At 62.8% G+C, this 20,372-nt stretch carries 22 protein-coding genes; 18 read left to right on the top strand and 4 right to left on the bottom strand.

All coding sequences use genetic code 11. The annotated features are described in order from the left end of the window. Positions 1 to 5: 5 nt before the first annotated feature. The gene (locus tag GOEFS_RS21290; RefSeq protein WP_007320024.1) at positions 6 to 638 is read right to left on the bottom strand and encodes a TetR/AcrR family transcriptional regulator; all 633 of its coding nucleotides are present in this window, start codon (positions 636 to 638) and stop codon (positions 6 to 8) included. 392 nt (positions 639 to 1,030) lie between these two features. Here GOEFS_RS21290 and GOEFS_RS23545 point away from each other — a divergent pair, with 392 nt between their 5' ends. Genes GOEFS_RS23545 through GOEFS_RS21275 form a run of 3 tightly spaced genes read left to right on the top strand, consistent with a single transcriptional unit; the run spans position 1,031 to position 3,460 of the window. Beyond that, complete coding sequence (locus GOEFS_RS23545; protein ID WP_040525871.1) at positions 1,031 to 1,291, top strand: hypothetical protein; 261 nt, start codon at positions 1,031 to 1,033, stop codon at positions 1,289 to 1,291. Positions 1,292 to 1,348: 57 nt separating this feature from the next. Continuing rightward, a complete protein-coding gene (locus GOEFS_RS21280; protein ID WP_007320023.1) occupies positions 1,349 to 2,803 on the top strand; it encodes an MFS transporter in 1,455 nt (484 codons plus the stop codon). Between the two features lie 45 nt (positions 2,804 to 2,848). Beyond that, complete coding sequence (locus GOEFS_RS21275) at positions 2,849 to 3,460, top strand: nucleotidyltransferase domain-containing protein (RefSeq protein ID WP_007320022.1); 612 nt, start codon at positions 2,849 to 2,851, stop codon at positions 3,458 to 3,460. Here GOEFS_RS21275 and GOEFS_RS21270 read toward each other — a convergent pair. Continuing rightward, positions 3,439 to 3,747, bottom strand: coding sequence for an ArsR/SmtB family transcription factor (locus tag GOEFS_RS21270; RefSeq protein WP_007320021.1), 309 nt, complete (start codon positions 3,745 to 3,747; stop codon positions 3,439 to 3,441). The genes GOEFS_RS21275 and GOEFS_RS21270 overlap by 22 nt on opposite strands. Positions 3,748 to 3,825: 78 nt before the next feature. Here GOEFS_RS21270 and GOEFS_RS21265 point away from each other — a divergent pair, with 78 nt between their 5' ends. The 10 genes from GOEFS_RS21265 to GOEFS_RS21220 all read left to right on the top strand — a co-directional run bounded on the left by GOEFS_RS21265 (position 3,826) and on the right by GOEFS_RS21220 (position 14,510). Next, positions 3,826 to 4,875 (top strand): SDR family oxidoreductase, encoded by a 1,050-nt coding sequence (locus GOEFS_RS21265; RefSeq protein WP_007320020.1) that lies wholly within the window; start codon positions 3,826 to 3,828, stop codon positions 4,873 to 4,875. 82 nt (positions 4,876 to 4,957) lie between these two features. Next, positions 4,958 to 6,568 carry an ABC transporter substrate-binding protein gene (locus tag GOEFS_RS21260; RefSeq protein WP_007320019.1) on the top strand — a complete coding sequence of 537 codons (1,611 nt, stop codon included), beginning with the start codon at positions 4,958 to 4,960 and terminating at the stop codon, positions 6,566 to 6,568. Further along, the gene (locus GOEFS_RS21255) at positions 6,565 to 7,548 is read left to right on the top strand and encodes an ABC transporter permease (protein WP_245549940.1); all 984 of its coding nucleotides are present in this window, start codon (positions 6,565 to 6,567) and stop codon (positions 7,546 to 7,548) included. The genes GOEFS_RS21260 and GOEFS_RS21255 overlap by 4 nt, the downstream gene beginning before the upstream one ends. Then, positions 7,545 to 8,330, top strand: coding sequence for an ABC transporter permease (locus tag GOEFS_RS21250; protein ID WP_007320017.1), 786 nt, complete (start codon positions 7,545 to 7,547; stop codon positions 8,328 to 8,330). The genes GOEFS_RS21255 and GOEFS_RS21250 overlap by 4 nt, the downstream gene beginning before the upstream one ends. After that, positions 8,327 to 9,076 carry an ATP-binding cassette domain-containing protein gene (locus tag GOEFS_RS21245; RefSeq protein ID WP_007320016.1) on the top strand — a complete coding sequence of 250 codons (750 nt, stop codon included), beginning with the start codon at positions 8,327 to 8,329 and terminating at the stop codon, positions 9,074 to 9,076. Before GOEFS_RS21250 ends, GOEFS_RS21245 begins: the two co-directional genes overlap by 4 nt. Further along, positions 9,073 to 9,714, top strand: a complete 642-nt coding sequence (locus GOEFS_RS21240) for an ABC transporter ATP-binding protein (RefSeq protein ID WP_007320015.1) — start codon at positions 9,073 to 9,075, stop codon at positions 9,712 to 9,714. The genes GOEFS_RS21245 and GOEFS_RS21240 overlap by 4 nt, the downstream gene beginning before the upstream one ends. Next, positions 9,711 to 10,691 carry an ornithine cyclodeaminase gene (locus GOEFS_RS21235; RefSeq protein WP_007320014.1) on the top strand — a complete coding sequence of 327 codons (981 nt, stop codon included), beginning with the start codon at positions 9,711 to 9,713 and terminating at the stop codon, positions 10,689 to 10,691. The genes GOEFS_RS21240 and GOEFS_RS21235 overlap by 4 nt, the downstream gene beginning before the upstream one ends. Next, the gene (locus GOEFS_RS21230) at positions 10,688 to 12,025 is read left to right on the top strand and encodes an alanine racemase (protein ID WP_245549939.1); all 1,338 of its coding nucleotides are present in this window, start codon (positions 10,688 to 10,690) and stop codon (positions 12,023 to 12,025) included. Before GOEFS_RS21235 ends, GOEFS_RS21230 begins: the two co-directional genes overlap by 4 nt. After that, positions 12,022 to 13,095 carry a PLP-dependent cysteine synthase family protein gene (locus GOEFS_RS21225; RefSeq protein WP_007320012.1) on the top strand — a complete coding sequence of 358 codons (1,074 nt, stop codon included), beginning with the start codon at positions 12,022 to 12,024 and terminating at the stop codon, positions 13,093 to 13,095. The genes GOEFS_RS21230 and GOEFS_RS21225 overlap by 4 nt, the downstream gene beginning before the upstream one ends. Then, positions 13,092 to 14,510: an MATE family efflux transporter gene (locus tag GOEFS_RS21220; protein WP_007320011.1), complete on the top strand. Its 1,419-nt coding sequence runs from the start codon at positions 13,092 to 13,094 to the stop codon at positions 14,508 to 14,510. The genes GOEFS_RS21225 and GOEFS_RS21220 overlap by 4 nt, the downstream gene beginning before the upstream one ends. On the opposite strand, the gene GOEFS_RS21215 is transcribed toward GOEFS_RS21220, so the two are convergent. Then, positions 14,406 to 15,230 (bottom strand): CPBP family intramembrane glutamic endopeptidase, encoded by an 825-nt coding sequence (locus tag GOEFS_RS21215; RefSeq protein ID WP_007320010.1) that lies wholly within the window; start codon positions 15,228 to 15,230, stop codon positions 14,406 to 14,408. The two genes, GOEFS_RS21220 and GOEFS_RS21215, sit on opposite strands and share 105 nt — an antisense overlap. 222 nt (positions 15,231 to 15,452) lie before the next feature. Between GOEFS_RS21215 and GOEFS_RS21210 the strand changes: the two genes are divergently transcribed. Together GOEFS_RS21210 and GOEFS_RS21205 are read left to right on the top strand one after the other, a co-directional pair. Further along, positions 15,453 to 16,553, top strand: a complete 1,101-nt coding sequence (locus GOEFS_RS21210) for a Fic family protein (protein ID WP_007320009.1) — start codon at positions 15,453 to 15,455, stop codon at positions 16,551 to 16,553. Further along, on the top strand, positions 16,550 to 17,998 hold the full coding sequence (locus tag GOEFS_RS21205) for a phospholipase D-like domain-containing protein (protein WP_040525870.1): 1,449 nt from the start codon (positions 16,550 to 16,552) through the stop codon (positions 17,996 to 17,998). The genes GOEFS_RS21210 and GOEFS_RS21205 overlap by 4 nt, the downstream gene beginning before the upstream one ends. A 10-nt stretch (positions 17,999 to 18,008) precedes the next feature. Here the strand turns inward: GOEFS_RS21205 and GOEFS_RS21200 are convergent, their stop codons facing one another. Further along, entirely contained in the window at positions 18,009 to 18,770 is a 762-nt protein-coding gene (locus GOEFS_RS21200) for an acyl-[acyl-carrier-protein] thioesterase (protein WP_007320007.1), read from the bottom strand. A gap of 100 nt (positions 18,771 to 18,870) precedes the next feature. Between GOEFS_RS21200 and GOEFS_RS21195 the strand changes: the two genes are divergently transcribed. The 3 genes from GOEFS_RS21195 to GOEFS_RS21185 form a co-directional block, all read left to right on the top strand. After that, the gene (locus GOEFS_RS21195; RefSeq protein ID WP_007320006.1) at positions 18,871 to 19,314 is read left to right on the top strand and encodes a hypothetical protein; all 444 of its coding nucleotides are present in this window, start codon (positions 18,871 to 18,873) and stop codon (positions 19,312 to 19,314) included. A gap of 18 nt (positions 19,315 to 19,332) precedes the next feature. Beyond that, positions 19,333 to 19,662, top strand: coding sequence for a hypothetical protein (locus GOEFS_RS21190; RefSeq protein WP_007320005.1), 330 nt, complete (start codon positions 19,333 to 19,335; stop codon positions 19,660 to 19,662). A gap of 19 nt (positions 19,663 to 19,681) precedes the next feature. Beyond that, a partial coding sequence (locus GOEFS_RS21185) for an alcohol dehydrogenase catalytic domain-containing protein (protein ID WP_007320004.1) occupies positions 19,682 to 20,372 on the top strand: 691 nt, incomplete at its 3' end.

Raw genomic sequence — 20,372 nt, 5'->3', positions numbered from 1 at the left:
TCGACTCAGCTCGTCACGGTGGTATAGCTGGTGACCACCGTGGCAAGCAATTTCGCTCGGCGATGCCGTGCGGTCGCGGGGTCGGATTTTGTAACGCACTGAACGAGCGTGCCGTCGTGTACTGCCCACACCGCGCTGCACAGTTCATCTAGGTCATTCGGCTGCCGCCCCAGGCGAGTAACTATTCCGTCCACGACTGTTTGCAACGCTGACATGATCGCCCGCTCGCTGAGATCTCTCACATGCCAGAGTTCGGGTCGCCTCGTCGCGAGGACGGTGAACTCGGTGGAAACCCGAAACCAGTCCATATCTTGGGATAGCCCGGCATCGATCTGCGCAATGGCGTCATCGAGCGAGAGTTTCGCGTTGGCGACCACTCGGTCGCCGGCAGCCTTGAGCCGTTCGATTATGCGGTCCGACTCACGGCGCCATACCTCGAGATACAACTCGTCGAGCGAGGAGAAGTTCGAGTAGAACGCTCCGCGGGTGAAATCTGCTGCGGCGCAGACTTGCTGGACGGTGGCCTGCCCGAAGCCGCGTTCGGCGAATACCGCCAGCGCGGCGTCCAACAGACGCTGCCTCGTATTAGCCTTTCGACGAACGGCCAGGTCGCCGACCGGCGGATCCATTCTGGCCATATTTCCCTCCGATGTCCTTCGCTTTCAGTGCGCTAATATACTGGATGTGGATTGGCACTCTCGTGCACGACCCATGAGAGCGTGTCCCCGACTGAATTAACCCTACTTGGTCGGAGAGCGACAAACTCAACTTCTGGTGCGCGCTTCGCGTGCATCATGCCGCATCATTTGGTGTTCTTCCTGTTCACCTGGGTGGAGTGGCACTACTCACCTTATCCCTGATCGCGGCTCTCCGCTCGCCCCCTGCCTCCGAACCGCCGCGTCCCAGCGGGAAGTGCGCGGAAACGACACGGTGCAGCGTGTATTCAATGTGCTTGTGTCTTAAATACGTTAACGTATCGTCGAGTCGCCAGGAATGACCCGACGCGACCGACACCAAATGGGGAAACTGGATGAATCTGACGCGTCTACTTCGACTGGTGCTCATACCGCTGTTCATCGCGCTCGCGGCGAGCGGCAGCAACTTCGCGACAGCGGCGCAAGCGTATGGAGATGATGGACGAGGCTGCCGAAACGTCACGAAAGTCGGGCGAGAACTTCTTGAGGTGGCGCGCGGCACCGTCTACCGCCCTGTGCTGAGTCGGCCCGAAACTGTCGGCAAATGGCGGGGATCGCAGGTCGATGACAGACCCCGACAGCACACGACAGACTGATGAAAGCCCGTCTTCCTAGCCTCGGTCTCAAGTTCGACAACTCGCTAGGAGACCGCTATGACCATCACTCGCGCCGCATCGCCGGCACCACCACGTACCTATACGTCGCTCGCCGCGGCGTGGATTCCGCTCGCCGCCCTATGCCTGGCGTTCTTCGTCGAGATGGTCGATAACACCCTGTTGTCGATCGCCTTGCCGACGATTGGCCGTGACCTCGGGGGCGGAACCACCGACCTGCAGTGGGTTACCGGTATCTACTCGCTGACATTCGGCGGCCTGTTGCTCACCGCTGGATCGGTCGCCGACAGATTCGGCCGACGTCGAGTTCTCCTAGTAGGTCTAGGTGCGTTCGGCGCACTGAGTCTGTTGGTCCTCTTCGTCGACAGCACCGGCGAACTCATCGCGTTGCGCGCCGCACTCGGCATCGCCGCTGCCGCGATGGCCCCGATCACCAATTCGCTGGTCTTCCGGCTATTCGACGACGAAAAGCTACGGATGCGCGCGATGACCATCATGATCGTCGTCGGTATGGCGGGGTTCGTCCTCGGTCCGCTACTCGGCGGCACGGCGCTCGCGCATTTCCGGTGGGAGTGGCTGCTCGTGGTCAACGCACCGATCGCGCTGATCGCCGGGATCGGCGTGTGGCGCGGCGTCGCCCCCGACAGCCCGGACGGATTGACCAAAGATGCGCTCGATATACCCGGCGCCGTGCTCAGCATCATTACGATCGGGCTCGCGTGCTGGTCGTTGACCAGTGGAGTCGAGCACGGCTGGTTGTCGGCGGCGACCCTTGCCGCGATTGTCGGCGCCATCGCCGCGGGTATCGCGTTCGTTTGGCATGAGCGCCGAAGTGCAGCACCGATGCTCGACATTCGGTTGTTCTCCAACGGCACCGTCCGGGGCGCGGCCATCGCCCAGATCGGTACGGCGATCGCGATGGCGAGCGTGATGTTCGGGCTCATCCTGCACTTCCAGTACGCCTACGGTTGGAGCCCGGTCAAAGCGGGTCTGGCCAATCTGCCCATCATCGTGACGATGCTTGCGGCCTCGCCGCTATCGGAATGGCTCGCAGCGCGGTTTGGCCATCGCATCGCCTGCCTCATCGGTGCGCTTTGCTTGGCTGGTTCGCTCGGCGGCCTCGCTTGGGGCGTCGGACACGGATATCTCCCGATCGCGATATCGATGGTCGTGATGACCATCGGCCTGCGCACCGTCATGACGATCTGCGCCGTCGCGCTGGTCGCCGCCATGCCGGCCAATCGCACGTCAATCGGCACCGCCCTCAACGACACCGCGCAAGAAGTCGGTACTAGTGTCGGCACCGCCGTCTTCGGAACACTGATCGCGGCTCTGGTGACAACCCAACTGCCAACCGGCATTTGGAGCAACGAACTCGTCGAGTCGTTCTTCCACGGTGAACGAATCACCTACGGGGTGCTGGCGGTGGTTGTCGGGTTGATTGCCGCGGTCGGAGCCCTCTCGTTGACCAATTCCCGTGCGACGGAAGAATAGCTCGCCCGGCGAAGCGACTGACTGACGCCAGTTAGCATGTGACCCATGCCTTTTCGCCTGCGAGTGCCGACCACACCCGACACCGCGGAGTTCTACGCGCGCTACGGCGACTGGGCGATGCTAACCCCCGACGATGTCCCCGCGATCCTCGACGGCTTCGGCTCACCGTGGTGGATCGCGGGCGGCTGGGCGATCGACGCCTTCGTCGGGTCGTGCCGAGAACATGACGACATCGATGTCTGCATCTATCGCGACGATGTCGAAGAGTTCTGCCGAGTGCTGGCGGGTCGATTCCACCTCTGGTCGGCTGGCCCCGCAGGACTGCGACCAATCACCGACGGCGTAGCGCTGCACCCCGACGCCGATCAGATCTGGATGCGCGAGAATGCCCAATCGCCTTGGCTGCTCGATGTTTTGGTTACCCGGCCGGAGGATCGTCGTGGGACCAGATGGAAAGCCGGCGACGGTATCTCCTACATGTCGCCTGAGTTTGTTCTCTGCTTCAAAGCAAAGTACCTGCGGGACAAGGATATTGACGACTTCAACCGCACCTGGCCGCTGCTCACCCCCGATGCCCGGCGGGTGGTTCACGACTATCTCCGCGCGAATCACCCAGAGCACCAGTGGCTCTCGGCTCAGATAACCGACGGCAACTGACTCGTCAGCCTTCCGACGGCGGCTTCGTCTCGACGGTAATGCGACCACTGTCCGATCTTGGTGCAGTGCACCAAACCGGCTCGCTGCAACACCGCCAGATACTGCGAGACGGTGGATTGTGAGGCGCCCAATCGAGCCTGGATGTGCTTGAGGCACACGCCAACTTCTTCGGCGGGACGCAGCTGCGGCGGGAACGACTCGGGCTCGCGGAGCCAGCCGAGGATCGTCAACCGTTGCGGATGGGCGACAGCTTTGAGCGCTGCCACCAGCCATTCTTCGTCGTGCACGGCTCCAGCCTATCGCATCATCGTAATTATGTGATAAACAAGTTCATCATAAAATCGTGATCTACAGATGGAGGAGTCATGAGTCCGAAGACAGCATTGGTGGTAGGGGCGCGAGGGGTTATCGGGGGCAATCTGGTCGACCATCTCGCCGCTACCGGTGAGTGGAACGTGATTGGCCTGTCCAGGCGAGGGGGTGTGGACCGGCCCGGCGTGCGACATGTCAAGGCGGACTTGTTCAACGCGGCGTCGACGCGCTCGGCGATAGCGCAAGCGTCAACCGCGACCCATCTGTTCTACGCCGCCTATCAAGACCGAGTGACGTGGTCAGAACTCGTCGAGCCAAACCTGACAATGCTGCGCAACGTCCTCGATTCGCTTGATGTGTTGTCCGACCTCCAGCACGTCAGCCTTATGCAGGGGTACAAGGTCTACGGCGCGCATTTGGGACCGTTCGCGACGCCCGCGAAGGAAAGCGACCCGCCCCATATGCCGCCCGAGTTCAACGTCGACCAGCAGCAATTGCTCGAGGCTCGACAATCCGGCCAGCGGTGGACGTGGTCAGCGCTGCGACCGTCGGTGGTCGCTGGCATCGGGTTGGGCAATCCGATGAACCTCGCGATGGTGTTGGCGATCTATGCGTCGATCAGCAAGGAACTCGGTGTGCCACTGCGCTTTCCGGGCAAACCCGGAGCCTACACAAGTCTGATCGAGATGACCGACGCCACGCTATTGGCCCAGGCAACCGAATGGGCGGCGACCGCTCCCGGTGCTGCCAACGAGGCATACAACATCACCAACGGAGACATGTTTCGCTGGAGCCGCATGTGGGCGTCGGTAGCGGCGTTCTTCGAGTTGCCGGTAGCCGACCCGCTGCCGATGTCGCTCGCTGAGGTCATGGCGGACAAGGCGCCGGTCTGGGACGCGATGGTCGCGAAGTACGGATTGAAGCCGACGTCGTATGACGACGTCTCCTCCTGGGTGTTCGGTGACTTCGTCTTCTCGTGGGACTACGACGTCATCGCGGACACGTCGAAGTCACGCCGTGCCGGCTTCCACCGCTACGTCGATACCGAGGAGATGTTCACGCGAATCTTCCAGGATCTGCGCGATCAACGACTGATTCCATAGCCAAAACCGCATGTCGGGAAAGTGAGTCAGCTCACGTTAGCAATAATGATAACCATTATCGTTAACTGCTACGATCTGCGCTGTGCAATCGATCCCGCGTTATCTCAAGCCGCTCGCCGCAGTTCTCGTCGCCGCTTCCGCGCTGGCCGGATGTGGATCCGCGCAGCAATCAGGTAGCTCCGATCGATTCGTCGTGATCGACGCCGAGGAGCTTGGTCAGCTCAATCCCCTTATGGGACATGGTGATAGCGGCGAGTCGAAGATCTACGAAAGCCTCTACCGGATCACCGAGGGGCAGGACAACCGCATTCCCGACGCCACCCCGGTCCTCGCCGACGGATCACCAACGCCGGTCGACGGCGATCTTTCGCACTGGCGGGTAAAAACCCGCCCGGGTATCCACTTCTCCGACGGCTCGCTATTCGGACCGGCCGACGTCGCCGCCACCTACAACGCCGTCATCGACAAGCGTTTCGCATCGCCGATCGCGGCCAACTTCGACTTCATCAAATCGGTAGACGCGAGCGGACCCAATACCGTCGACTTCCACCTCACAGGTGCATATGCCGATGTCCCACACCGTCTATTCCTGTCGATAGTCCCGGCCGCATCGCTAGCCACGCCTGCGCCGGCCGACCAGTCCGCCCTGAACGACCATCCCATCGGTACCGGTCCGTATGCGCTTACCGAATTGCGCCCAGATCAGATGGTGCTGACGGCGCGGTCGGATTACTGGGGCAGCAAACCCGGCATCCGCACGTTTGTCGTTCGTCGTACTGACGACGACAAGGCACGAGCCGCACAACTTATCGGCAATGCTGACGGCACCCGCCTACCACCCGAACTCGCCAAGGCTGTCGCCAAGAACGGCTACCGAGTGGTGAGCGCGAAGACCGACGATTGGCTCGGAATTACTCTGCCGCAGGCAGATCCGGTAGCCGGCGATCTCGCGATCCGCCGCGCTCTCAACCTCGGCGTCGACCGTGACGCGATGGTGCGCGACATCCTCAAGGGCGAAGGTCAGCCGGTGTCGACTCTGGTCACCGCTCAATACGGAGCCGCATACGATCCGTCCCAGGATTTCCGGACCGCACCGGATCAGGCCAAGCGTGAACTCGATTCTGCCGGATGGCAAGTGGGGGCCGACGGCATTCGCGCCAAAGATGGCCGCCGCGCACGATTCGACCTCGCCTACTACCCGACGGACCTGCTCCGCCGTGACCTCACGATGGCCACCGTCGCCGACGCGAAGCAGCTCGGAATCGAGATCAATCCGGTCGCCGTGGAGAAATCGACGATGACCGAGCAGTACATCACCAAGACCGCGTTTCTTCTCGGCGGTGGTGGTCAGCCATACACCCTGGACACGCAGCTCTATCCGAAATTCCACTCCAAGTACGCACCCGCAGGGGTCGGCTCTAAGTGGGACAACGCTTCTCGCTACGTCAACCCGACGATAGATCGGCTGTTGGACTCGGCTCGCACCGAGACAGACGTGCGTAAACGTGATGCGCTGTATCGGGAATTCCAGGCCGAGTACCACCGCGACCCGCCAATGTTGGCTCTGGTCAACGAGAATCACGTCTACGTGATACGCGACAATGGCTGGCGCCCGGGGCCGACGGCGCTCGAACCGCATACCCATGGCGTCGCGTGGGGTCCGTGGTATTCGCTGCCGCGGTGGACTCGGTGAGTAGTCGCGCCCGGCAACTCATTTCGATGAGCGGTCGGCGCGCGGCCTTCGGAGTGGCCTTGGTCGTCGTCGTGTCGCTCGGCACCTTCGCTCTCGCGGGTGCGAGTCCCTTTGATCCGCTTGACTCGTATCTGGGCAATTCTGGTGATGGCTACACCGAGGCACAGCGTGCCGACCTTCGGCGCACCCTGGGACTCGACCAAGGCTGGTTCTCCGCGTGGGTCCACTGGGTATCACACACCGCCGGTGGCGATCTCGGCTTCTCCCGCGCCTATCACCAGCCGGTAACCGACGTACTCGGCGACAGATTCGGCTGGACCGTGCTACTCGGAATCTCCGGCGCGGTGGTCGCTGTCATCGTCGGCGCGGCGCTCGGCATCGTGGCGGGTCTGCGTGCCGGCGGCATCGCCGACCGCCTAGTTACGGTCTTTGCCTCAGTGCTGCAAGCGGTTCCGCCGTTCATCGTCGCGCTGGGCAGTGTGCTGGTGTTCTCCGTAACTCTGCGATTGTTTCCGGCGTCAGGACTAACCGATCCAGGCGGCGCGATAACCGCCGAATCCACGCTACGTCATCTCATATTGCCGGCTCTCGTGCTCGGAATATCTCAAACTCCCTGGCTCGCTTTGGGTTTGCGGCAGGCAATCGTATCGGCCGTGAGCTCCGACGCGATCCGCGGCGCATACGCCCGGGGGCTGCCGCGCCGTGTCATCGAACTTCGGCATATCGTGCCGATGGGTCTCGCACCGTTCTTCGCGCTCGTCGGAGCTCGCCTGCCGGAGTTGATAATCGGGGCAGCGGTCGTGGAGACAGTGTTCAGTTGGCCCGGGCTTGGCGAGGCCACCATCAATGCCGTACGCGCACAAGACTTTCCACTACTAGCCGTAGTCACCGTGTTGACAGTCGCGGTGGTGGTCGTCGGTAACTTGGCGGCAGATTTGGGCGCCGCAATCGTCGATCCGCGGATCGAGGCAGACGGATGACCGCTCGGGCGGCGACATTTGTGCTCGTCGTGCTGCTGGGCTACGCGGTATTCGGCCCGATGCTGTCGCCTTCGGGGTCGTCCGACACGGACTTCTCCGCCACGGGAATTGGCCCGGGCGCCGCGCATTGGTTCGGCACCGATTCATCGGGACGAGACCTATTCACGATGGTGGCCAACGCGATGCGGGTCTCCCTGGGTATTGCCTTCGCGACGGCGCTACTCTCAACCGCTGTCGGGCTCGCGGTTGGCCTCGCGGCCGGCACCTTCGGCGGTTGGTGGGATCGGATCGCCATGCGTATCGCCGACGCGATGACAGCCGTGCCGAGTCTGCTGCTTTCGTTGCTGATCGTCGCGATGTTCCGCGGATCGGTGGTGGCCATCGTCGTTTCGCTCGTACTGACCCACTGGACGACGGTAGCCCGCGTGGTTCGCAGTGATGTCCTACCCCTGCGCAACGCCGAATATGTTGAAGCGGCGAAGCTTTCGGGACTGCCTCAGCGGCGTGTCATCCGAGTACACCTGCTTCCGGTGGCGAGCGCGCAGGCGGCGATCGGCGGTGCCCTGTTGGTGGCTCACGCCATCTGGCACGAGTCGACACTGTCCTTTCTGGGCGTCGGATTGCCACCCCACGAGGCATCACTCGGCACGCTGCTCTCCGACGCTCAGGAATCACTACTCCTCGGGCAATGGTGGCTGCTGGTATTTCCGGCTGGAGCGATTATCGCCTGCACATTGTCACTTACCGTGGTGGCTCATTCCGTGGGGAAGGAACGTCGATGACCCTGCACATCACCGACCTGTCCGTCCGAATCCCATTGCCCGACGGTGATGTCGTTGAGGCGGTGAGAAACGCTTCCCTTGTCGCACTACGCAATCGGGTCCACTACATTGTGGGTGGGTCGGGATCGGGCAAGTCCACTCTTCTCGACGCCGTTTCTGGGCTTCTGCCCGACGCCGCGATCGTCTCCGGCGAGATCACAACTGGCGATCCGCAGCGCGTCCTCGGTCGCGACATCGGTGTGGTTCCGCAGTCACCGACGACCAGCTTCACCCCGATCCGACGGCTCGGCTCACAACTGTCGGAGGTGGTCCGATACCTGGACGGAAAACGAACGCCGGAAGAACTTCTAGAACTGGTCGAACTCGAACCAGATGTGTTGCGGCGCTACCCATTCGAATTGTCCGGCGGCATGGCGCAACGTGCGGCCATCGCTACTGCGCTCGCGGGTGACCCAGCGATCTTGATCGCCGATGAGCCCACGGCTTCACTCGACCCGCACCTCGCGCTCGCCGTTCTGACGATGTTGACAAACCTCGCCGAGACGGGACGCGTCGTCGTGGTGGCGACACATGACATCGCCGCGGTTCGGAAAGCTGCCGTCGATGGCGAGGCCGACGTCTCGGTTATGTGTGACGCGCACATTGTGGAACGCGGCTCGATTAGACGGGTATTCGACGACCCGACACATACCTACACTCAAAACCTACTCGCGGCGAGTAACTTTCGGCTGGGGGCAGCGCGATGATCGCCGCACGCGACCTCAGCATCTCGGTGGCCGGGAGACCATTATTGAGCGGCGTCGACCTCGAGGTCGACGCCGGGGAGATCGTCGGACTGATCGGCCCGTCAGGGTCGGGGAAGACGACGCTCGGCCGCGTAATGGTGGGGCTCACACCGCCCGACTCCGGGACCGTCGAACTTGACGGCAATCCACTGCCGCGCCGCCCTAACGGCAGTGTCACGATGCTGTTTCAGTCGCCTCGCCGTTCCTTCGATCCGCGGCTGCGGCTACGCGATGCGGTGCGGGTCTGCGCGAAAGGGCCACTCGCAGAGGATGAGTGGAGAAGACTGTGCGATCTCGTCGAGCTGCCGGGCGAATTGCTCGACCGACTCCCGAGACAAGTGTCCCAGGGGCAGCTCCAGCGCGTATCCCTCGTCCGTGCGCTGGTGTCGAAACCCAAGTTCCTGGTCTGCGACGAGCCGACGTCGGCGCTCGATCCCCTGGCGGCCGCCGCGGTGATGACCGCGCTGCGTCGCGTAACCGGCGATGGCACTGGACTTTTGATTGCCTCGCACGACGTCCCGCTTCTTGTCGCCACCTGTGACCGCGTGCTCGAAATCCATGACCATTCCATAGTGAAGAAAGAGGCATCTACATCGTGACCCGTCCCGGACCACGTCTACATATCCTCACCCGAAGTGATCTCGACGACTTAGAACTGAGTCCGTCCGAGGCGATCGGGCTCGTCGAGGACGGCTATCTTGCCTACGCGCAAGGTAAGTCGGCCAATCCGGCCAAACTCATGGTGCCGATGCCCGAGCGTGATTCGGTCGCATATTCGATGCTCGGCTACGACGGCTCACTGCATCAGGCCGCGTTCAAGACCAGCTACCGGCAGGGCAGCACGTCGTCGGAGCGGTACTACACGACGATCACGCTGTACGACGACGCCACCGGCATGCCGCACGTCCTGATGGATTGCCAGCGCGTCGGCGCCACGCGCACACCGGCGAGCACTGCTCTGTTGGCACGGACCTGTGCCCGTCCCGGCGCGCGGACTGCGCTCATGGTCGGCACCGGAATTCAGGGAATACGCACCCTGCCATACCTACTCACCGCCGTGCCCAGCCTTAACCGGCTGCGCCTGTTCGGCACCCACCCCGGCGGCATCGCCGACTCGCTGGCGGCGGTGCGCGCCACCTTTCCCGCCTGCGACGTCGAATTGGTTGACGACGTGGAACAGGCGGCCGCCGACGCCGACATCGTCGTCGCGGCATCCGGACGGGCGGCGCACCCGAAGATCCAGCTCGGCTGGCTGCCACCCGGCGGACTGCTGATTTCGGTTGCGAGTAAAGGCGTTGCGGAAGGAACACTGTCCCAGGCTGACTACACGGTCGCAACCAACGCCGCGCAGGTCGAGGTAACCGGGCGACGAATGGCAGGCGTCGACGGGGCGTTCCGACTCGATGCCGAACTGCCAGATATCCTGTCGGGCAGTGCGATTGGACGCCGCAGCGATGACGACCGGGTGTTCGCGTTCAGTAGCGGGATGATTATCACCGACATCCCCGTCGCGCACGCTTTGGCTACTCGAGCGATCGCCGCGGGCCGCGGTTCGGAGGTGGCCCTGTGGTCGTGACATTGCCGGCCGTCGAACGGGATTGGGCCCGAGCAGCGCGTGAGTCATCGACGCTGTTCGACATCGCCCGGGCGGTCGACGGACCATTCCACGTCGTCCATCCACCGACTTTCGCCGACAATCTCGATCGAATCACCTCTGCGCTGGCCGCCGAAAACATCGACGGGATGGTGTATTTCGGAAAGAAGGCGAACAAAGCCGCCGCGTGGTTGACCCAATGTGCCCGTCCCGCAACGGGAGTCGATGTCGCAAGCGTTCCCGAACTCGTCGCAGCGCTCGGTGGCGGTATCCGCGGAACGGATATCGGAGTGACCGGTGCGGCAAAGTCCGATGCGCTGCTGTGGCTGGCTATGCGTCACGACTGCCTCATCGCCATCGACGAGTACTCCGAACTTGTCCGTCTCGCCGACCTCGCCGTGCGAACCAAACTGACCCCCCGAGTCCTGCTCCGTATACGACCGCCGGCAGCACCGGCGAGCCGGTTCGGGTTCGGCCCCGACGAATTGGGCGACGTCGTCGCGAAGTGCGCGGACCTGCGAATTGATTTGTGCGGCTTCTCCTTCCATCTTGACGGTTACGACCCGGTACCCCGCGCCGAACTGGCAGCCGAACTCGTTGATCGTTGCCTGCGGGCTCGTTCACTCGGTCATCGGGCCGATCGGATCAGCATCGGCGGCGGAATCGCGTGCGCATATGTGGACGAAACCGATTGGGCGACTTTCGAAGAAGGACGCACCGATGCGTGGTTCCACGCTGGCCGCAACCCACAGCGCACCTATCCCTACTATCAGGCGCCGACCGGCGCCGATATGGTAACCGCGATCGCGCGGCATGAGAGTGCCGGGATCTCGTTGGCCGAACGACTCCGCGATGCCGGGGTGGCGTTGCTGATCGAACCGGGCCGCGCGTTGGTCGACGGTGCTGGATTCAGTGTGTTCCCGGTGCTGGGCTGCAAGCAAAGCCCGACGGCCGGAGACATTCCGGAACATCTGATTACCACCGTCGCCGGCCTGTCGATGAGTGTGTCCGAACAGTGGAAGGGCAGCGAGTTTCTGCCCGATCCGATTCTCGTGACGCCGAGCGACCCGCGCGGACGTGACGACGGGCCGGTCTACACCGCGGTCGGTGGATCGAGTTGTATGGAATACGACGTGCTTACGTGGCGGTTGGTCCAGCTGCCCACCACGCCGCGCTATGGAGACCTGCTGGTCTATCCCAACACCGCTGGCTATCAGATGGACAAAAACGAGAGCGAGTTCCACCAGCTTCCGTTGCCGCCCAAGGTTATCTGGGCGGATACGTCGTGGCGGTTCGATGAGGGGTCTCGGCCATGACGATCGTCACCCGCACCTCCGACCTGATCGGCGACACCCCGCTCTACGAGTTGGCCCGCACCGGCACCGGGACACGTCTGCTGCTCAAACTCGATCACCTCAATCCCACCGGGTCGTGCAAGGTGCGTATGGCTCGCCGAATCATCGACGAGGCCGAGGAAGCCGGTCACCTCAAGGTGGGCGGCGAGATCGTCGAGCCGACGTCGGGTAATACCGGTTGCGGCCTCGCACTGATAGCGCTTGAACGTGGTTACCGGTTCACCGCCGTCGTCGATCATCATGCCGCGCCGGACAAGCTGCGGATGCTCACGGCGCTCGGCGCGGAGTTGGTCTTCGTTGACTGCCCGCCCGACGGCGGCGTTGCGTCGGTTCGCAGGCGCGAGGTGGCCGGTCGTCTGGCGGTGCAGCGCAATGCCTTTCATCCAGATCAGCACAACCACACTGGAAACGGAAACGGCTACATGGATCTGGCTGGCGAACTGCTCGACGAACTCGGCCACGTCGATGTCCTCATCGCCGCCATCGGAACCGGTGGTTCGCTCTGCGGCACCACAAAGGAGTTGCACGCTCGTGGCGCACACACGCGATCGGTCGCCGTCGAGCCGGTTGGGTCGATCATCTTCGACGGCTCGCCTGGCGTCTACCATCAGACCGGAGCAGGCAGCCCGGCGGGATTTCCAGTGGGTCGCAATGTAATTCGATCGGTGATCGATGAGTCTCATCAAGTGAGCGACGCGGACGCATTTGCCTGCGCCAGGGTGATGGCTCGCCGCAACGGCATGCTCGTCGGCGGAACCACCGGGGGAGCGGTTCACGTTGCCCTACGCCGGTTGCTCGACTACCCGCCGGGCAGCACCGTCGTGGTGTTATGCAATGACGCGGGCGAAAAGTATCTCGCATCGGTATTCGACGTGGAGTGGCTACGCGAACGCGGTGTATACGACGAACCCGCGCACCGCCGAGTCGACCGGTGGCTGTCGGCGTATGCGGATTCGGTGCGCGTGGCCCAGCAAGATCAACAGCGGCGAGATCGACTGCAGCGAGATCAGCGAAGGCGAGCGACCGCATGAGCATCACATTTCGGCGGCCCGACGTCGGGGGCTATCGCGAATTGGCATTGCTCGCAGGTCCGATCGCCGGTGTTCAGCTCGCTCAGGTCGCGCTCACCACCGTCGACCTCGCAATGCTCGGTTTGCTCGGCGTCACCGCGGTGGCCGCTGGCGGCTTGGCGATCCTGCTGTACAACCAGGTGCGCACTATGTGCGTCGGCATGGTCACCGGTGTAGGTAACCTCATCGCCGCTGCTGCCGGACGGGGCGAACAGCGTACGGGCAGTGTCGATCTCGATGCGGATGCGGAAGACGAGATCCGCTCGCTGCTGCGCTCGGCGCTGCTTGTCGCGACACTCACCGCCGCTGCGGGTGCGGCTGTACTCGTCGGCATCGCACTCCTACTGCCGTTGCTTGGGCAGCGCGCCGAAGTCGTTTCGCTAGCGCGGGCGATGCTTTATGCCCTCGCCGGTGGACTGTTCCCGATGGTGTGGCTAAATGTGTTGCGGCAGTTCGCTGTTGGTCTGCGTCGGCCAGGGTCGCTATTGGCGGTCACCATTGTTTCGATCGGAGTGAACGCGGCGCTCAATGCCGTGTTCATCTACGGATGGCTCGGACTGCCTAAGCTCGGCGTCGCGGGTGTCGGCTTGGCGACCTCATTGGTGCAGGTGTTCACGCTGGCGGCGTTCGTGTCGACACTCCGCCGAGATCGGATGCTCCGGTCACTCGTATCCCTCGCCGCGTGGCGCGCGGACCCAAAGGTGGTGCGCCACATCGTTCGACACGGCACTCCGATCTGCTTGACCTATGGCTCGGAGGCGGCGATCACGTCGATTGCCACGCTGATGATGGGAGGCTTCGGTCCGGCGATGCTGGCGGCGTCGAATGTCGTGAACCAGCTGGCGTACATCGTCTACCAGTGCAATATCGGGCTTTCCCAGGGGGCGTCGATTCTGCTCAGCCGAGCACTTGCCCGCGGTGAGACGGATGCTCCGATGGTGGTCGCGCGGCGGGTGCTGACTGCTTCGTGGAGTTTGATGGCGGTGGTGTCGATCTTCTACCTTGCCGTGCCAGGCGTCGCGCTGTGGCCATTCCTCGGAGCGCATGCCGACGCCGCGGTGATCGGCACGGCGTCGACTTTGCTGGTATTCGCCGTCGTGCAGCAATTCTGCAAGGGCACGCAGAACATCTTCGTCGGCCTGTTGCGCGGACTTGGTGATACCAAGTCTGGTCTGCGGGGCACCCTGATCGGGTATTGGGGCGTCGGTGTTCCGGTGATGGCGTTGTGCGCCTATGTATTTGGTTGGGAAGGCTGGGGTGTGTGGACCGGTCTATGCGCTGGCTTCGGGACGACCGCTCTGCTTCTCGGGCGAAAGTTTTGGAGAAGCTGGAATAGCGAGCGCGATGATTCCGGCAACGAGGTAGCCGGCCGCTAACGCCCACGCGCCCGGCTGCGGCGATCCCGGCTGGGTGCTGTAGAAGACGCAGAATATACCGACACAATTGTTCAGCGCGTGGAGCCAGATCGCGGTCGCCGGACGATACGACGTCATCTCCATCGCTTTCCATACGAGAAGGGAGAACCCCACGGCGAACCCGGCGAACGCGAGTAGGGGGAGGTGAGTCTGCAGGCTGCCCGGAGTCCAGAAGAGCGGCAGATGCCAGGCGAACCAGACGACTCCCGCGGTGATTGACCCCTGCCAGCGGCCGAACTTGCTCACCAGCCACGGTTGCAGCACACCGCGCCAGCCGACCTCTTCCTGGCCGCCACCGACGATCAGCATGAGAAGCAAATACGGAACGAATAGCCATGGACTCGGCCCCCGTGAGACTGGATCGGCTCGATGCTGCGTGTAGGCGGCGACCGCGACGATGGTGACGACGAGCCCGCTGAATCCGAGCAACGCGATCCTCTGTCGAGGAAGTCGTAGTGCTGAGCGGAGCAGCTGCGCGATCCGTCGAGCACGGACACGCTGGGCAAGCAGCGCGAGAATGACGGCGACGAATGGGCCGATGTCGCCGAGGATGCCGAACAGCGAAGCTAGGACCTCATCGTCGAGGTGATTTCTGGCGGCTATCGCCAGTGTCCACCACGCCCAACTCCACGAGAAGGCGAAGGCGACGTAGCGAGCGGTGAACGCCCCGGTGATCTCCATAAGTGGGAGTATTTCCGCCCGAGCCACCGCTCCACATCACTCTTAGGGGCGAGAAATGTCCCCTGGCTGGGAGAGATGTCATATGGACGTCTGAGTCCGCGAGGGGGCATATTTCCGCGGATCCGCCAGGTGAATATGCAAAGAATGCTTGCATGTCGCCAGAACATGTCAAAAAATTGGCGATTTCTTTACATATCGGAGCCGTCGTGCAACCATGCGGTGATGCCGCGCACCTGGGATCCCGACGTTCCGTACAACACCCTCGCGCCGCCGCCGACTCTGGATCTACTCGAGACCCCACGCGTATTGAAGGCCGCGATCGGCGCCAACACCGCACTTGCCAAGCTGGACCAATCGGCCATGTCGATTCCAAACCCGGCGGTACTCATCAATACGATCCCGCTCTTGGAAGCGCAAGCCAGCTCCGAGATCGAGAACATCGTTACCACCGCCGACGACCTGTTCCGTTTCAGAGGCGATGAGGGGACGGCTGATGCGGCCACTCGGGAAACTCTTCGTTATCGAACCGCGCTTCGGGTCGGCTACGAGCACACCCGCGAGCGAGGACTCAGTGCGACGACTGCGATCGAGGTCTGCAGCGTTATCAAGGGTCGGGAAATGCGTATTCGGGATCGGCCCGGCACGCGACTCGCCAACCCACTGACCGGCGCTGTGACATATAGTCCGCCCGAAGGCACCGACGTCATCCTGGACAAGCTCAAGGACTGGGAGACTTTCGTCCATGGAACGGACGAGATGGATGCGTTGGTACGAATGGCCGTGGCGCACTACCAATTTGAAGCTATCCATCCATTCAGCGATGGCAACGGCCGTACGGGTCGAATCTTGAACATCCTGATGCTCAACGAGGCCGGTCTCCTGCGCGAGCCAATTTTGTACCTCTCCCGCTACGTCATTGCCACCAAGGACGAGTACTACCGCAACCTACTTGCCGTTACCGTTAGCCAAGAATGGGAACAATGGGTGTTGTACATGCTGCGCGGAGTGCGGGTGACCGCGCTTTCAGCGACACAGAAAATCGCCGCTGTACGTTCTCTCCAAGACGAATTCGCCCGGAGTGCAAGGGAAGTGAGCAAGGGTGGTGCCGATTTCGAGTTCCAGAACGTTCTGTTCGAGCAGCCGTACTGCCGAATCAAGACAGTGATGGAGCGCTGCGCGGTCTCTCGTCCGACGGCTACAGGCTGGTTGACTTCGATGTCTGAGGCCGGACTTCTCGAAGAGATACGCGCCGGGCGGGATCGCCTGTTCGTCAATCGGCAGCTACTAGACTTACTTACGCGCATCGAACAGGTAGTCCTATGAGCGAAACTCGGCCAATTCTCGTCCCCGGCGATACCTGCTGGCGAATCGCACCCGCAGGGCGGATGTCGGTCATCGTCGATGCCGCTGACTACTTTGCCTACGCGAAATCGGCTCTGCGCCAAGCTAACCGTCGCGCGATGTTGATTGGCTGGGATTTCGACCGTCGTATCCACCTGGACCCGCGTGAAGCGGAGGATGGGGTTCCCGACGAGCTGGGAGCGTTCCTCGGGTGGCTGCGGAGCGAGAAACCCGACCTCGAGATCTACATCCTCAAATGGAGTGTCGAGGCACTTGCCGGGATCACCCGAGGGTCGCTGCCGTACTTCATCCAGAACATACTGGGCGGCAAGCGAATTCATCTACACGCCGACGCCGCGCACCCGGTGGGTTCAGCCCATCACCAAAAGATTGTCGTCATCGACGACGAGTTCGCCTTCTGCGGCGGAATCGATATGACCCTGAATCGGTGGGACACCTCAGACCATCTGCCCGACAATGACTTTCGAACCGGACCCGATGGCAAGCAACACGACCCGTGGCACGACGTCACCGTGGCGCTCGACGGTGCCGCCGCCCGCGTGGTCGCCGACGTCGCCCGGGCCCGTTGGGAGGCTGCCACCGGCGAGTACCTAGAACCCTTGTCGGACAACAGAAACGAGATCTGGCCGACGGGACTTGCGCCAACTTTCACCGATCAGGATGTTGGTGTGGCCCGCACCATTCCGGAATACGGCGATCGCGCCGAGATCTGCGAGATCCGCAATCTGCACCTGGCGGCGATCGCGGCAGCCAGGAGCACCCTGTACATCGAAAGTCAGTACCTGGCGTCGCAACATATGGTCGACGCCCTTGTGTCTCGGCTGGCTGAGCCCGATGGCCCGCAGATCGCGATTGTGCTGCCGCGTCATGCCGATGGCGACGTGGAACGAAAGGTGATGGACGGTGCCCGTCAGTCGTCACTCACCAAACTGTGGGACGCCGACCGGCACAATAGATTCCGGGCCTACTATCCCGTGACGACGGCGGGTGATCCGATCTACGTCCACGCTAAGGTACTTATTGTCGATGACGCGCTGCTGAGAGTCGGGTCGGCGAATCTCAACAATCGCTCGATGGGCTTTGACAGCGAATGTGACGTGGCCGTGGAAGCAGACCCGAATTCCAGCGCCGATCAAGTACTTCGACACACAATCGCTTCGGTCCGGGCGAGGCTATTGGCCGAGCATCTCGACGTGACGACCGACGTCCTCGACGATGCCATCGAATCGTCATCGATGATCGCCGCGATTGATTCGCTACGCGGCGACGGCAAGACGCTGAAGCCGTTCACGCCGCAGACGGTCGCCAACGAAGGCTCGGCGCTAGCGCACGCCGACCTTTTCGATCCCGTCAACGTGCGATCCACCCGACTCGAGCGCATCATCCGGGGGCTTCTGAAGCGCTGACGCCTTCGATCTATCTGAGCGGCTCCACCCGAGACGATGCCCGCGCTTGCTCACCGACGACGAACCACACGTTGAGCGCGTCGCCATCGGTGGTAGTCGCGAGTGTCAGCGGGTCAGCGAGCACCAGCGGCTTCGCGTATTCGATGATCGTTCGGTATGGCGCCTCGCGATCACCCATCAACTCCTCGACCGCGCCGAGGTACGCCGCGTTATTGACGTGGCCGAGCCAATCCAAATCGACTGTCCGCAAAGGATATTCGCGTTCGGAAGCGTCGTCGGGCGCCGCGGTGGGCAGCGCGGCTTTCCAGCGCAGCCGGTGTTCGGTGGTAGTCGCCAGCATCGGCTCTAGAAAGGCGTCGCTCATTCGAGAGGGCAGCCCCGACTCGGTGTCGAAGTGAATGAGAAAGGCTTCGGTTTCCACCAGGCCACCGTCGCTGCCTTCGATCCGGACGCGCATATTGCACCACCGATTCGACGTTGCCGCACACCATCTCTGCAACACGACGTCGGAACCGAACTCAATCGGCCGGATTACGTCAATCACGTTGCGTCGCACCACCCAACCTTGGTGGACGTCGCCATCGGGAGTGTGGTCGAGATGTTCATAACCGATGTCTTGCATATACCGCGCGATCGCGTCGAGACGTAGTCGACGATGCTGATCGGTATCTGCGAGCCGAACTGGCCAGGATGCTCGATACGGACCGTACCCCCGCTCGGCGGTAAGCGCGGTCGGCTCGGGGATGTCGGGCAGCGGTGTGGCGATGACCATCTGCCTATGGTGCCCTACCTCCCCGCATGTCCCGCTTCCAGCACATGAGAAGCTACTTGACGTTGTCGTACCCGCGATCCGCCAATCGAAAAGGACACTGATGCGTTCACGTCATACGTTTACCCGCCACCTGGGCGCCGGAGTACTGGCTGCCCTCGCCATCGGTGGGCTGACTGTTGCGGCGCATCCGGCCTCCGCGACGCCGGGCGCGACCACTGTCGACTCCAGCGTCTACGCCACTCCCGGCGGGCACGGCAACTTCCGTTGGCGCTACGCCGCCGGCACCGGCCACGAGTGTCGAATCTCCCCGGTTGGCAGGTCGCTGGCTGTCGAATGCGAGGCGCAGCCCAGTGCGGTTCGGCTGCTCGGCCGCAACGTCACCGCCACCACCTACGACACCACGTGGTCCGCCGCCCGTCGCATCGCGCCCAATCACGAAATCTCTGTCGAGGGCATCACCTGCGTTGTCGGGGACCACGCGAGCATCGCGTGCAAGACCCGCTCGGCGCGATTCACCATCGTGGGCGGCGCTGTCAAACACTGACCGCCTACTCTGGGTTTCATGTCGATCAGACCAACGATTAGTCCAACGGTTCCAGTCGTCGCTGCGGGTCTCGTCGGAGGGTATGCCGCGGCACGCTACTCCGGCCGGCGTGAACTCGGCGGCGTGGTGTTAGCCGCCGCCGGGGCGTACAGCACCCGTGAATGGGTCAAGCAGGGTCCAGGCGTCGCGGCCGGTTTGCTCGCCGGCTATCTCGGTGCGTTCGGTGTTTCGCATCCACTGGCCAAGAAGATCGGTGCCTGGCCGTCGGTCGCGGTGGTAACCGCCGCCGCGTCCGCCGCCACCTTTGCCATTACATCGCAGAACACCAATCGCGTACCGACCGCCTGAATTACCGAGGAGCCTCCGCGTGACCGTCCCCGCCGATTTCCCCGCACTTATCGCCACCGAGAACGACGGCGCCATCGATCTGTCCCCCGGCACTCTGACGCCGAGTGATCTCCCCGACGCCGACGTCACCATCGCCGTCGAATATTCCGGCGTCAATTACAAAGACGCACTTGCCATTACGCCGCGCGGTGGAGTGGTTCGCAATTACCCGATCGTCCCCGGCATCGATATCGCGGGCACCGTCGTCGAGTCGACCGACCCCGCCTTCACCGCTGGGGACACAGTTGTCGCCCACGGCGGTCCAATCGGCACCGACGCCCACGGCGGTTATGCGGCGTTCGCCCGTGTACCTGCCGGCCAGGTGGTCAAGCTTGACGTGCTGACTACTCGTGAGGCCGCAGCCATCGGCACGGCGGGATTCACGTCGGCGATGAGTGTCGCGGCACTCCTCGACCACGGTCTGACCCCCGACGATGGTCCTGTTGTCGTTACCGGCGCGAGCGGCGGGGTTGGCAGTGTCGCGATTGACTTGCTCGCCGCACTCGGTTTCGACGTCTACGCGTCGACCGGAAAGTCAGATTCCGCAACACTTCTCACCGATCTCGGAGCCTCTACCGTTATCGGCCGTCTCCCCGAGGATCCCGAAGCCAAGCCGCGGCCGCTCGGCAAATCCAAATGGGCCGCCGCCGTCGACTGTGTTGGTGGCGCGA

The organism is Gordonia effusa NBRC 100432, assembly GCF_000241305.1.
Lineage (GTDB): Bacteria > Actinomycetota > Actinomycetes > Mycobacteriales > Mycobacteriaceae > Gordonia > Gordonia effusa.
This window is presented reverse-complemented; position numbering and strand designations above follow the sequence as displayed.